At 66.8% G+C, this 13,442-nt stretch carries 11 protein-coding genes; 5 read left to right on the top strand and 6 right to left on the bottom strand.

Annotated features, from left to right (window positions below; translation table 11 throughout):
- Window positions 1-182 precede the first annotated feature (182 nt).
- From OM960_RS21915 to OM960_RS21905, 3 genes are all read right to left on the bottom strand, one after another.
- Window positions 183-398, bottom strand: a complete 216-nt coding sequence (locus tag OM960_RS21915) for a hypothetical protein (RefSeq protein WP_263340130.1) — start codon at window positions 396-398, stop codon at window positions 183-185.
- A gap of 16 nt (window positions 399-414) precedes the next feature.
- Window positions 415-1,785, bottom strand: a complete 1,371-nt coding sequence (locus OM960_RS21910) for an ammonium transporter (RefSeq protein ID WP_264773447.1) — start codon at window positions 1,783-1,785, stop codon at window positions 415-417.
- A gap of 196 nt (window positions 1,786-1,981) precedes the next feature.
- On the bottom strand, window positions 1,982-3,592 hold the full coding sequence (locus OM960_RS21905; protein ID WP_263340135.1) for a trimethylamine N-oxide permease: 1,611 nt from the start codon (window positions 3,590-3,592) through the stop codon (window positions 1,982-1,984).
- Window positions 3,593-4,064: 472 nt separating this feature from the next.
- Here OM960_RS21905 and OM960_RS21900 point away from each other — a divergent pair, with 472 nt between their 5' ends.
- From OM960_RS21900 to OM960_RS21885, 4 genes are all read left to right on the top strand, one after another.
- Entirely contained in the window at window positions 4,065-5,198 is a 1,134-nt protein-coding gene (locus OM960_RS21900) for an aminomethyl transferase family protein (protein ID WP_263340137.1), read from the top strand.
- Window positions 5,199-5,271: 73 nt separating this feature from the next.
- Window positions 5,272-5,883 carry a dimethylamine monooxygenase subunit DmmA family protein gene (locus OM960_RS21895; RefSeq protein WP_263340139.1) on the top strand — a complete coding sequence of 204 codons (612 nt, stop codon included), beginning with the start codon at window positions 5,272-5,274 and terminating at the stop codon, window positions 5,881-5,883.
- Window positions 5,880-6,845, top strand: coding sequence for a PDR/VanB family oxidoreductase (locus tag OM960_RS21890; protein WP_263340142.1), 966 nt, complete (start codon window positions 5,880-5,882; stop codon window positions 6,843-6,845). The genes OM960_RS21895 and OM960_RS21890 overlap by 4 nt, the downstream gene beginning before the upstream one ends.
- Before the next feature lie 9 nt (window positions 6,846-6,854).
- On the top strand, window positions 6,855-7,895 hold the full coding sequence (locus tag OM960_RS21885) for a heme-dependent oxidative N-demethylase family protein (RefSeq protein WP_263340144.1): 1,041 nt from the start codon (window positions 6,855-6,857) through the stop codon (window positions 7,893-7,895).
- 2 nt (window positions 7,896-7,897) lie between these two features.
- On the opposite strand, the gene OM960_RS21880 is transcribed toward OM960_RS21885, so the two are convergent.
- On the bottom strand, window positions 7,898-8,557 hold the full coding sequence (locus OM960_RS21880) for a helix-turn-helix domain-containing protein (protein ID WP_263340146.1): 660 nt from the start codon (window positions 8,555-8,557) through the stop codon (window positions 7,898-7,900).
- Window positions 8,558-8,681: 124 nt separating this feature from the next.
- Between OM960_RS21880 and OM960_RS21875 the strand changes: the two genes are divergently transcribed.
- Window positions 8,682-9,683: a GlxA family transcriptional regulator gene (locus OM960_RS21875; protein ID WP_264773446.1), complete on the top strand. Its 1,002-nt coding sequence runs from the start codon at window positions 8,682-8,684 to the stop codon at window positions 9,681-9,683.
- Window positions 9,684-9,857: 174 nt separating this feature from the next.
- Here the strand turns inward: OM960_RS21875 and OM960_RS21870 are convergent, their stop codons facing one another.
- Window positions 9,858-10,430: a sarcosine oxidase subunit gamma gene (locus tag OM960_RS21870; RefSeq protein ID WP_264773444.1), complete on the bottom strand. Its 573-nt coding sequence runs from the start codon at window positions 10,428-10,430 to the stop codon at window positions 9,858-9,860.
- Window positions 10,423-13,437 (bottom strand): sarcosine oxidase subunit alpha family protein, encoded by a 3,015-nt coding sequence (locus OM960_RS21865; protein ID WP_264773448.1) that lies wholly within the window; start codon window positions 13,435-13,437, stop codon window positions 10,423-10,425. Before OM960_RS21865 ends, OM960_RS21870 begins: the two co-directional genes overlap by 8 nt.
- Window positions 13,438-13,442: the final 5 nt, after the last annotated feature.

Raw genomic sequence — 13,442 nt, 5'->3', positions numbered from 1 at the left:
CCGAGCCGAGGCTCCAGCGACCGGTCCTTCAAAAACAGTCCCACAATCCCGCACATCTTCGACTCCCTTGGATCGTCTCCCCAAAACGCTAGCACCATTCCATACACACATCAACTCATAGGAAACAAATATTCATATTGGGCAACCCGGGCGAGATCCGACTCGCCCGGGTGCGCGGCGTGTCAGTAACGTTCGAGCGCCTTGGTGATCTTGTCGGGATCCCCGATATGGCGCGCCTTGTCGAGGTGGCGGCCTTCCCGGACGAACTGGATCCGGTGCCAGCCGATCCAGAAGGCGACGCCGAGCAGCGTCATCAGGAACTCGTGGCCCTGGAACGGATAGACCGCGCCCACTTCGGCAAGATCGACGGCCCAGGTCTCGTATCCGATCGTTGACATGATGGTTCTCCCTTCGTCACGAGGCTTTGAGGTTGGTGGCCAGATATGCCTTGTCGGCTTCGATGATCGCCGCCTTGGCGTCTTCGTAGGCATGGTGCTCGGCGTAATCGAGGCCCTGGAGTTCGACCTCTTCGGGGATCCTGAGCACGCCGACCGCGGCCTGGACCCTGGCGAGAGCCCAGCCCGGCACGAAGCCGAGGACGAGGAACATGATCACCGCACCGGCCGTCTGTCCGATCGGGTTGATCGTCGCGTAGCCCTCAAACGGCGACGACGGGGCGCCCCAGAGCAGGAAGCCGGCGATGATCAGGCCGATGACGCCGGAATAGCCATGCACCGCGACCGCGCCGACCGCGTCGTCGAGCTTGAGGCGGCGTTCGACCCAGTAGTGCAGGTGGTAGACGATCACGACCCCGACGGCGCCGACCAGCATCGCCTGGACCGGGTGGTAGAGATCGTTGCCGGCGGATGCGGTGATCACCCCGGCGAGGCCGCCCGAGAACGTCCAAAACGCATCGCCCTTCGACACCACGTAAGCCGCCATCAGCCCGCCCGAGAGCGACATCAGGAAGTTGAAGGTGATGGCCGAGAGCGTCGTCGGCGCGAGGTAGATGTTGGTCGCGGTCCAGGTGGTGCCGGTGATCTGGCCGCCGATCGCCTCGGGCGAGATCACGGGCACGTTGCAGGCCGCGTAGAAGCCCCAGAAGCCGGTGTAGATCAGGAACAGGCCGATGGTCAGCATCCACGGATTGTGCGGGGGGATGTCGCGCGGCGTCCCGTCGGCGGCGAATTTGCCGAGCCGCGGCCCGAGCACCATGATCACGCCGAGCGCGTAGCCGCCGGCGATCGCATGGATCACGCCCGACGCATAGGCGTCATGGTAGCCGAGGATCCGCACCATCCAGCCGCCATAGTGCCAGCCCCAGGCGGCGTCGATGATCCACCAGACCGACCCGATCATCACCGCGTGGACCCAGAGCGCGCTCGATCGGATGCGCTCGATCACCGCGCCCGAGACGATCGAGGCGGCGGTCCAGGAGAACAGCAGGAACGCCGCCCAGAAGACGCCGGTGATCCGGTCGCCGAGATTGGTGGCCATCGTCTTGGACCAGGGCAGGTTGGCGTCGCCCATCTCGTGGTTGAGGCCGCCGAAGAAGGGGAAATCCGGGAAGGCCCAGTAGATCCACCAGCCGAAGAAGAAGAACGTCACGGTGACCAGAGGGATGATCATGACGTTCTTCATCAATGTGTGCATGTGGTTCCTGCGCCGGCTCGCGCCGACTTCGTACATGCAGAAGCCGACATGGATCAGGAACATGAAGACGACCGTCACCCAGTAGTAGAACTCGGTAAAGACGGTCGATAGTGCTTCGAGATTACCGTTCACTTCGCGTCTCCCTGATTGGCGAGATTTTACCTCGCAGTGAAAGTAATTTCACAATGGGAAACTATTCGGATCGCGTGAGTCAACGAAATTTCGACTGTTGGACGGTCGGAGCGGCCGAAGTGACTGGGATTTAGGGAAACTTTCTTAACAAAAAAGCCCGGGCGAAATACCGCCCGGGCCCGTTGTCTCGGCTGGCTTACGACAGCTGGAACATCTGGTTGGCGATCACGACGACAGCAATGCCCGCCGCGATTGTGAGGTAGGGCAGGAACCCCGCCTTGCGCTTGCCGTGGTCGGGGTCGACGCCGCCGACGGTCAGGTCCTCGAGCATCTCGTGCGGGAACTTGCCCTTGTCGATGACCCAGTGCCGCCAGGCGAAGACCGGGACGATCAGCAGGATCGCGAAGATCGCGGTGCGCAGCGTGCCTTCGCCCCAGACGTTGGCCCCGGCGCCGATCAGCATGGCGTTGAAGAAGGCGAGGATGCCGCCGAGCCACAGCAGGATGTTCGGCGCCTTCCACGGCCGCTCGACATGGCCGCTGTCGATGCGGTGGATCCAGCCGGAATGCAGGTTGAGGAAGTTGAACACCAGGTAGCAGACGTTCGAGGCGGCGAGGATGAAGAGGTAGTCCGACATCATCAGCAGGATGAGGTTGAAGCCGAGATCGGTCCACATCGCCTTGGTCGGCGCGCCGTGCTCGTTGACATGGCTGAGGTAGCGCGGCAGCCAGCCGTCGACCGAACCCTGGTAGAGCGTGCGCGAGGAGCCCGCCATCGAGGTCATGATCGACAGGACGAGCGCGAGGCAGAGCATCACCACCATGATCGCCGCCACCGCCGAGCCGCCGCCGACCATGTGCGCCATCGCGCCGGCGACCGCGGTGCCGTCGACGATGCCCGGCTGCAGGATGCCCTCGACCCCGAGCACGCCCTGGAAGGCGAGCGGCACGAGCGAGAAGATCACGATGCAGACGAGGCCCGCGAAGAAGATCGAGCGGAAGGTGTCGGTCTTGGGGTCGCGGAACTCGCTGGTGTAGCAGACCGCGGTCTCGAAGCCGTAGGTCGACCAGGCGGCGATGAAGAGGCCGCCGAGGAACAGCGTCCAGCCATTGGTGTCCCAGGCGCCCGAGCTCGGCAGGAGCGGCATCAGGTTGGCGTTGAGCACGTCACCGGTCAGCAGCGGCACGAGGCCGACGATCAGGAGCGGGATCAGCACCGCGAGGCCGATGAAGGTCTGGATCTTGGCGGCGCGCGAGATACCGTGGTGCTGCGCGGCGAAGACGCCAAGCAGGATCACCGTGCCGATGATCGAGGTCGCGTTGATCCGCAGCGTCAGCCCCTCGTTGACGAAGCCGAGATCGACCAGCGTGATCTGCCAGGCGTTGATCGCGGCGTCGGCGCCGAAGAAGGAATTGAGGATGTAGCCCGCCGCGAGGCCGGAGCCGATCGCCAGCACCGGCGTCCAGGCGAGCCAGTTGCACCAGACCGACAGCGGCGCGATGATCTTCGAGTAGCGCACCCAGGCGGCCGCGCCATAGACCGAGGCGCCGCCCGATTTGTTGGGGAAGAGCCCGGCGATCTCGGCATAGGTGAAGGCCTGGATGAAGCCGAAGGTCACCGAGAGCATCCAGATCACCCAGGACGGGTTGCCGACCGTCGCGGCGATGCCGCCGATCGAAAAGAGCACCAGCGCCGGAACGCCGGAGGCCATCCAGAAAGCGTCCTTCCAGCCGATCGAGCGAAACAGCATGCCGCCTTCGCCCGCCTTCACCCCCGTGCCGGGGCTTTCATAGATCGTGTCGGTCATCGCGTTTTCCTGTCCTGTTGGGTGACTTTGGTCTTCTCGTGGGGCGGGCCGCGGCGGATCGCCGGGCCTGGTCCGGTCCCCGCAGGCCGAAACCGATTCGCGCTGTTTCGGCGGCGGGTGGCTCCGGCTGTTTCTCGGGCCGGGGCGGAGGGCGGGACGGGCTGCGGCGCGGCGCCGCATTGACGGCGCGAAGTGATTCGGCGCGCCATTGCGCCCGCAAGCACATGTTTCCCCAGTGCAATTTCGCACACCGCGGGGGCAGGGACCCGGAGCGCGGTGCCACGCGCACGCGCCGGCCCACCCTCGCCGAGGGGGAGATTGAGCAACGATTTCAGCCCGGAAGCCGGCATTTGTTGCCTCTTAGGAAAATAATATTCAGTTAAGTGTTGCTTTCGAAACCCACCTTCTGTCAACATCAATCCATCCGAACCGCCGGCCCATCACTCGGCGGAACAGCATCAGGGAGTTACGCATGACGGCATCTTGGCGATTCTCGACCCTCGGCGAGCGGCACCGAAAGCTCGGCTCGGCGCTCGAGGACTGGAGCGGAATGGGCACGGCCTGGTCCTATTCCGGCGATCCGGAGAAGGAGTACCTCGCGATCCGCACCAAGGCGGGTCTGATGGATGTGTCGGGCCTGAAGAAAGTGCATCTGACCGGCCCGGCCGCGAGCCATGTCATCGACCGCGCCACCACGCGCAATGTCGAGAAGATCATGCCGGGCCGCTCGGCCTATGCGGCGATGCTCAACGACGCCGGCAAGTTCGTCGACGACTGCGTCATCTACCGGATGGGACCGAACAGCTGGATGGTCGTGCACGGTTCGGGCCAGGCGCATGAGCAGCTGACGATGGCCGCGACCGGCCGCGATGTCTCGATCCGCTTCGACGACAATCTCCACGACCTGTCGCTGCAGGGGCCGCTCGCCGTCGAGTACCTGCAGGAGCATGTGCCGGGCATCCGCCAGCTCAACTACTTCAGCCACATGCACACGTCGCTCTTCGGCCTGCCGGTGACGATCTCGCGCACCGGCTATACCGGCGAGCGCGGCTACGAGATCTTCTGCCGCGGCCAGGACGCGCCGGGGATCTGGGACCGCATCCTCGAGGAAGGCGCGTCGATGGGGATCATCCCCTGCCGCTTCACCACGCTCGACCTGCTAAGGACGGAAAGCTACCTCCTGTTCTTCCCCTACGACAACTCGGAGATGTATCCGTTCGACAACGAGGGGCCGGGCGACACGCTCTGGGAACTCGGGCTCGACTTCACCGTCTCGCCGGGCAAGACCGGGTTCCGCGGCGCGGAGGAGCATTACCGGCTGAAGGGCAAGGAGCGGTTCAAGATCTACGGGCTGAAGCTCGAAGGCACGACGGTGCCGGAGAACGGTGCGGCGCTGACGATGGACGGCAAGCAGGTCGGCGTGGTCACGCAAGGGATGTATTCCAGCCTCAACAAGCATAACATCGCGATCGCGCGGATGCCGGTCGAATGTGCGGTCGACGGCGTGCGGATGACGGTCAAGTGCGACGCCGGGGAGATTCCCTGTGTCGCCCACTCCATGCCGTTCTACGACCCTGAGAAGAAGCGCCGGACGGCCAAGGGCTGAGGCGGTGGCGCGGCGCGGGGGTCGACCCTGCGCCGCGCATTCCGGCCGCACCGTCAGGGAGGAGCATCCATCAATGATTGAAACCACGATCACACCATCGATCGCGAGCCGCCCGGTCTACAGCCGGCTGGAGCCGCGGCCGGGCAAGGCGCATCTTCTCGTCGCCGATGCCGAGGGCGCCGAGGCGATCCTCGCCCTCGCCGAGGTGGCGCCGTCCGGCTTCTTCGACCACGCCCACGTCATCCATATCCGCAAGGCGACCGCCAGCACTTATACCGAGCGCCTGCGCGGCCTGAAGCCCGCGCAATTCTACTCGGGGCCGACCTACGAGGCCGCCGTGCCGCGGCTGCGCCGCACGCTTCTCGGCGCGCATATGGGCCTGCAGGTTTATCTCGCCGGCACCGAGAGCCTGATGGGCCAGGCGATGCAGGAGGCGGCCCAGGCCGGCATTCCTTACGGCGCGATCCAGGCCGAGCATCGCGGCTCGACCGCGCGGCGCATGCAGTGCGTGCACTGCAAGGGCATTACCGAGGACGTGACCACCGATCCCTTCGTCTGCTCCCATTGCGGCCTGCACCTCTTCGTCCGCGATCACTATTCGCGCCGGCTCGCCGCCTTCCAGGGCGTGCGCGTCGATGCCGAGGATCCCGGCAACATTCCCGAACCGGTGGAGCGTTTCAGATGAGCGCAGGAACAGAAAAAATCGACGTCACCGTGGCCGACGTCACCCCGGTGAACGAGCTTGTCACCCGCTTCCGCTTCGTCCGCAGCGACGGCGGGCCGATGCCGACGTTTTCCGGCGGCGCGCACACCGTTGTCGAGATGCAGGACGGCGGCCGCACCCGGCTCAACCCCTATTCGCTGATGAGCGATCCAGCCGATCGCAGCGGCTTCAGCATCTCGGTCCGGCGCGACGACGCGGGCCGAGGCGGGTCGCTCTACATGCACACCAAGGTCCATCAGGGCATGAAGATGGTGGTGAGCAACCCGGTCAACCTCTTCTCGCTCGATCTCAGGGCGCGCAAGCACCTGATGATCGCGGGCGGCATCGGGATCACGCCGTTCATGGCGCAGATCAAGCAGCTCACCGCGATGAACGGCAATTTCGAACTGCATTACGCCGTGCGCACCGCGGCACTCGCGACCTATGCTGACGAGCTGCATGCCACCCATCCGACGCGGGTGCACATCTACCACGACGACCGCGGCGAGGCGATCAAGCTCGAACGCCTGCTCGACGGTCAGCCGCTCGGCACGCATCTCTATGTCTGCGGGCCGAAGGGAATGATCGCCTGGGTGCGCAAGACCGCCGAGGAGCTTGGCTGGCCACGCGAGGCGGTCCATCACGAGGAATTCCTCGCCCCGGCCTCGGGCAAGCCCTTCGAGGTCAAGCTCGCCCTGTCGAACAAGGTGATCAAGGTTGGCGAGCACCAGAGCCTTCTGGAGGCGATCGAGGAGGCCGGGGTCGATGCGCCCTATCTCTGCCGCGGCGGCGCCTGCGGCCAGTGCGAGACCGACGTGATCGGCTATGACGGCAAGTTCCTGCACAACGACCACTGGCTGACCGACGACCAGAAATCCAGCGGCAAGAAGATCATGCCATGCGTGTCGCGGTTCGAGGGCAAGACCCTCGTGCTCGACCGATAGGAGGCGAGGATGACGATCAACTTCAACGACGAAACCTTCTACGGCGACTTCACCTTCCGCAACTCGCCGAAAGCGGTGCAAAGGTTCCCGTTCCCGTTCCCCGAGGACAGCTACATGTACTCGGTCAACCTCGAGCCGCACAAATCCTACCGGCCGGGCAGCGTTTACGAGCGCACCTTCGACGTCGACGAGCACTATGTCGCCGAGATGAAGGACCGGGCGCGGGTGCTGGCCGACGATCCGCTGCGCTGTCAGTCGCTGCCGCACATGACGCTGGCGGGTTGGGACCTGGTCGAGCTGATCATGACCGCGAAGGCGGAGGAATACCCCGACCTCTTCGAGCTGCACCGGGACGGCGACCGCTGGCGCTGGATCAACCGGCCGCTCGGGATCGACGACACCTTCACCTTCCTCGACGAGACGACGCTGCCCTACGGGCCGATGGAATACATCACCCGCCAGACCCAGGGCGATTTCGCGATCCTCGACCAGCGCGACGACAACCTGTGGATGGACGCCGGCATGGTCACCACCCAGGCCGACTGGTCGCTCGACTTCGACATCGGCATGAACTTCTTCGAATGGCATGCCCCGGTGCCGAAGGCGCATGAGATGGGCGTCTTCGTGCGCGCGCTGAAGTTCCTGCTCAACATCCAGCAGGGCGCGCCGGCTCGGCGGCTGAACTGGACGATGACGATCAACCCGCTCCTCGACACCAGCCCCGAGAACTACCACAAGTGGGGCGCGATGAAGCAGGAGCTGACGGCCGAGAACGTCGGCCGGATGATGCATCTCAGGGTCGAGCTGCAGACGCTGTTCCGCCTGCCGCGCTCGAACGCGCTGGTGTTCCCGATCCGCTGCTACCTGATCAGGCTCGAGGACCTGGTGACGGTGCCGAAATGGGGGCGCCGATTCCACCGGGTGATCCGCGACCTGCCGGTGGAGCTGGCGACCTACAAGGGCTTCATCAACAACCGGCCGAAGATCGTAGAATGGCTGTCGAAGTACGACGACGGCGCGCCGACCTCGCCGGGGATCTGGCCGGACTGAGTTCAGTCCGCCTGCGGGTAGGTGATGACCGACAGGTAACGGGCCGGCAGCTTGTTCAAGCCGACCGGCCCGTGCGGCGCGTCGGCGTCGAAGATCAGGCTGTCGCCCGGCTGCAGGAGATAGGTCTCGTCGCCGTGCAGGTACTCGACCTCGCCCTCGAGCATGTGCAGGAACTCGATCCCGTCGTGCTGGAAGGTCGGGAACACATCCGAGGTTTCGGTGAGCGTGATCAGGTAGGGCTCGACGATCACGCCGCTCGCATTGGCGCCGATATGACCAAGGAGGTGGTACTGGTGGCCCGCGCGGGTGCCCGCGCGCTCCATCTCGACCGCCTCGCCGGCCTTCACATGCATCGCCTCGCGGTGTTCCTCGTAGCGGCGGAAGAAGCCGGTGAGCGGCACGCTGAGCGCATTGGACAGCGTCTGCAGCGTCGTCAGCGACGGCGAGGTGACGCCGTTCTCGATCTTCGACAGCATCCCGATCGAGAGCCCGGTGCGCTTCGACAGTTCCGCGACCGTCATCGCCTTCTGGCGCCGGAAACTGCGCACCGCGCGGCCGATCGCCACTTCGAGCACCTTCTCGCGCGGCTCGGAGGTGCGGTGCGGATCCTGCTTCAGGGGCGAGGCGGCGGCGGCAGCCGTCTTCGACTTCGGAGCGTTCACGGTATGACCTCTTCCTTTGGGCTGCGCCGCTGCGCTAGTCTGCCGGAACGGCGCCAACGCAGGAAATCGTGGCCTTATATGGGGTAGAAAGATATTCCTGCAAGTGAAACCACCATACTCCGCGATGAAAAAAAATAGCAAGTACCTCGGCTTCCTGATCTTCCCCGGCTTCCCGATGGCCTGCCTGACCTCGGCGATCGAGCCTTTGCGCGCGGCCAACGAGATCGTCGGGCGCGAGGCGTTCTCCTGGACCGTGGTGGGCGAGAGCGGCGAGCGGGTGGTGTCGAGCGCGCGGGTCGGCTTCGACCCGGATGTGCGGCTCGCCGATCTCGAGGGTGTCGACCAGCTGCATTTCCTCAGCGGCCCGGCCGGACGGTTCGACAACCCGCGCAGCGCGAATGCGGCGGTGCGGAAGCTCGCGCGGCACGGGGTCGCGATCGGCGGTTTCAGCGGCGGGATCTTCCCGCTGGCGCGGAGCGGGCTGATGGACGGCCATACCTGCGCGGTGCACTGGTGCTACGAGGCGGCGTTCAAGGCCGAGTTCCCCGAGATCCGGGCCAGCGCCAACGTCATCACCATCGACCGGGGCAGGGTGACGGCGGCCGGCGCGGCGGCGGTCTTTGACCTGATGCTGGGGCTCATCGACGCCGAGCTCGGCGCCGAGACCATGACCGAGGTCGCCTGCTGGTTCCAGCATCCGCTGGTGCGCGGCGAGGACGTGAGCCAGCGGATCCCGACGCACCGGACCGACCGGACCGAGGACATGCTGCCCGAGGCGGTGGCGAAGGCGATCCGGCTTTTCGCCGAGCATGTCGAGCAGCCGATCCAGATCGCCGAGGTAGCCGAGGCGGTGGCGCTCTCGGCGCGCCAGCTCGACCGGACTTTCCAGCGCGCGACCGGGCAGAGCCCGCTGAAATACTACCGTATGCTCCGGATGAAGAAGGCGCGCCAACTCGCGCTCTATTCCAACGACACGATGACGGATATCGCGCTGTCGGTCGGCTACGCGAGCTCGACGCCGATGGTGCGCCACTACATCCAGGCCTTCGGCGTGACACCGCAGGAGGACCGCAAGGCGATCAACTCGATCCGCGTCCAGGGGAACGCGCCGATCCCCTCGGTCTAGGCCACGATCCGGCCGGGAGATTTCGCGGGGAGTCCGGGCGCCTCCCCTCCCCCTCGTGGGGAGGGGATGGGGGTGGGGGGGGCTTCGCGGTCAGCCGCCCCCCTCCCTCTCCCTCCCCCACGAGGGGGGAGGGAAGCGCCGAGGGGTCATCCGGCCCGTCAGGTCAAGGCCGCCTCAGATCGCGCTTTTCGCCGCCGCGACGTGCGCGTGATGCAGCGAGGCCGCGGCCGACCGCGGGCCGAGCACGCTGAACGCCTCGCCCGCGCGGTGGCAGAGGACGAAGGTGCCGAGATGCTCGATCATCGTGCGGTTGGCGCTGCCCGCCGCCATCCGGCGGGTGTCGAGGATGCAGAGCCGCTCGAACATGTCGGGCGCGCGGGCGCCGTCGATGTCGAAACGCACCCAGGCGTCGGTCTGCTCGGTCACCGAGGCGGTGTCGCCGAGGCCGGCCTTGACGATCCGCGAGATGTCCTCGTGGGTCGCGAAGGGCGCGGTGGCCATCCACTGGCCGGGACCGGTCCAGAAGAGGGCCCAGTCGCCCTTCGCCACCATCTGGCCGGGCACCGGCAGGGCGGTGCCGAAGAGCGCCGCGGCGGCCTTCGCGAGATCGGCGTCGCGGCCCATCCGGCAGGCGACCGAGGCGATCGCGACATCGGGGTTCTCGGTGATCGTGAGGCCCGCGAAGGTGTCGCGGCGCGGGGTGGCGCCGCCGAGCGGCAGCAGGGGGGCGAGGCTGTGATCAGGCACGGAGGCGGTCTCCTTCCGGGTCGATGAAGTGGGCGCTGACCACTTCGACCTCGACCTCTTCGTTGTTCAGCGGGTTGACGGCGCGGAGAGTCTCGCCCTTGCGGGCGCCGCCACTCTTGAGGAAGCCGAGCCCGACCGAATGGCCGAGGTTCGGCGAGAAGGCGACCGAGGTCATGTAGCCCTGGTCGTTCGCGGCAGTGGCCTCGGCGCCCACATTGATGAAATGCGATCCCGCGACGAGCGGCCGCGACCGGTCCACCGGACGGAAGCCGACGAGCGCCAGCACGTCGTCGCGGTTCAAGCCTTCGCGTTCGGAAAGCGTCGAGCCGATCGCGTCCTTCTTTTTCGACACCATTCCGGCCATGCCGAGATTGCGCGCGGTCGTGGTGCCGTTGAGCTCGTTGCCGGCGGCATGGCCCTTCTCGATCCGCATCACGCCGAGCGCCTCGGTGCCGTAGACCACCGAGTCGTACTGCTTGCCGGCCTCGACCATGGCGCGGATCAGCCCGTCGCCATAGCGCGTCGGTACCGCGATCTCGTAGGCGAGCTCGCCCGAGAACGAGATCCGGAAGAGCCGGGCGCGCAGGCCGCCGCAGACGGTGATCTCGCCGCAACCCATGTAGGGGAAGGCCTCGTTCGAGATGTCGTGTCCGGGATCGACGATCTTCTGTAGGAGCTTTCGGGCGTTGGGTCCGGCGACCGAGAACTGCGCCCAGGCCTCGGTCGTGGAGATGATCTGCACGTCGAGGTCGGGCCAGAGGCACTGGCGGCAGAACTCCATATGGCGGTAGACGCCGACGGCGTTCGCGGTCGTGGTCGTGGTGACGAAATGGTCCTCGGCGAGCCGCGCGGTGGTGCCGTCGTCCATCGCCATCCCGTCCTCGCGCAGCATCAGCCCGTAGCGGACCTTGCCGACGGCGAGCTTGGCGAAGGGGTTGGCGTAGACGCGGTTGAGGAACTCGGCCGCGTCGGTGCCCTGCACGTCGATCTTGCCGAGCGTCGTCACGTCGCAGATCCCGACCGAGTTCCGGGTGGCCAGCACCTCGCGGTCGACCGACTGGCGCCAGTGGGTCTCGCCCTGGCGCGGGAACCACTGGGCGCGCTTCCACATGCCGACCTCGACGAAGACCGCGCCCTGTTCGGCGGCCCATTTATGCGAGGGGGTCTGGCGGACCGGGCGGAAGTCCTTGCCCGCCGAGCGGCCGGCGAAGGTGGCGATCGGCACCGGCGTGTAGGGCGGGCGGAAGATCGTCGTGCCGGTCGCCGGGATCGACTTCGAGGTCAGTTCGGCCATGACCGCGAGGCCGGCCATGTTCGAGGTCTTGCCCTGGTCGGTCGCCATGCCGAGCGTGGTGTAGCGCTTGAGGTGCTCGACCGAGCGGTAGCCCTCCTGGTGGGCGAGCTTGACGTCCTTCACGGTCACGTCGTTCTGCTGGTCGATCCAGGCGCGGCCCTTGCCGTGCTTGACGTACCAGAAGGGCGTCACGTTCACCGGCGCGTCCTCGGCCTCGGGCAGCTCCGCCGCACGGGCGGTGATGCCGAGCGCATCGAGGGCTGCGACCGCGCCCGCGGCACCGGACGCGAGCGCGCCGGAGGTCGTGAGGTCGCCCGTCGCCGCGCCGGCGACGCTCATGCTCGGCGGCAGGTCGGCGCCCGGCACGAAGGCAGCGATCTTCGCGTCCCAGACCGGGCGGCCGCGCTGGTGGCAGGTCAGGTGGACGTTGGGGTTCCAGCCGCCCGAGACGCCGAGCGCGGTGCAGGCGATCTGGCGGGTCTCGCCGGTGCCGAGCCGCACGGTGATCCCGGTCAGGCCGAGCCGGCCGGCGCTGTCGATGACCGTGGCGCCCTTGAGATGGGTGGTCCCCGCCAGCGTCTTGCCCTCGGGCCGCGTGTCGATCACCGCGGCGACGCTCACGCCCTTGTCGATCAGGTCGGTCGCGGTTCTGAGGCCGTCGTCGTTGTTGGTGAAGATCGCGACCGTCTTGCCCGGCGTCGCTGCCCAGCGGTTGGCGTAGGCGCGGATCGCGCCGGCGAGCAGGATGCCGGGGCGGTCGTTGTTCTCGAACGGGATCGGCCGTTCGATCGCGCCGGCGCAGAGGAGCGTGCGCTTGGCGTAAATCCGCCAGAGGATCTGACGCGGCTTGCCGGCGGCAGGCACGGCGAGGTGGTCGGAGACCCGCTCCACCGCGCCGGTGATGCCGTGGTCGAAGGCGCCGATGACGGTGGTGCGCGGCATCAGCCGCACGTTCGGCATCGCCGCAAGCTCGGCGATCGCGGCGGCGGCCCAGTCGGCGCCCGACCCGGAGCCGAGCCGGTAGGTCTCGGCGATCAGGCGGCCACCGAAGAGGAAGTCCTCCTCGGCCAGGATAACCTGAGCGCCGGCCCGTCCGGCGGTCAGCGCGGCGGCGAGGCCGGCGGGGCCGGAGCCGACGATCAGGAGGTCGGCGTGCAGGAAGCCCTTGTCGTAGAGGTCGGGGTCGGTCTCCATCGACAGGCTGCCGAGACCGGCGGCGCGGCGGATGATCGGCTCGTAGAGCTTTTCCCAGAACGCCTTCGGCCACATGAAGGTCTTGTAGTAGAAGCCCGCCGTCAGGAAGGTCGACAGCCGGTCGTTGATCGCCAGCGCGTCAAAGCTGAGAGACGGCCAGCGGTTCTGGCTCATGGCCTCGAGCCCGTCGAAGAGTTCGGCCACGGTGGCGCGGGTGTTCGGCTCCTGCCGGGCGCCCGAGCGCAGCTCGACGAGCGCGTTCGGCTCCTCGGAGCCCGAGGTCAGGGGGCCGCGCGGGCGGTGGTACTTGAACGAACGGCCCATCAGCCGCACGCCGTTGGCGAGAAGCGCGGAGGCGAGCGTGTCGCCCGGGTGGCCCTGGAAGGTCTTGCCGTCGAAGCGGAAGTTCAGCGTCTTCGCGTGGTCGATCTGGCCGCCGGAAAGGCGGTTGGCCTGGCCGGAGCGGGGCGCGCCGGTGGCCTCTGTGCCGCCGAGTGGCTGGCCGTTGATACGGTTCATCTGGT

The organism is Defluviimonas salinarum (genome assembly GCF_026013545.1).
GTDB classification, from domain to species: domain Bacteria; phylum Pseudomonadota; class Alphaproteobacteria; order Rhodobacterales; family Rhodobacteraceae; genus Albidovulum; species Albidovulum salinarum.
Note: the sequence above shows the minus strand (reverse complement) of the source record. Positions and strands in the feature narration are given on the sequence as shown.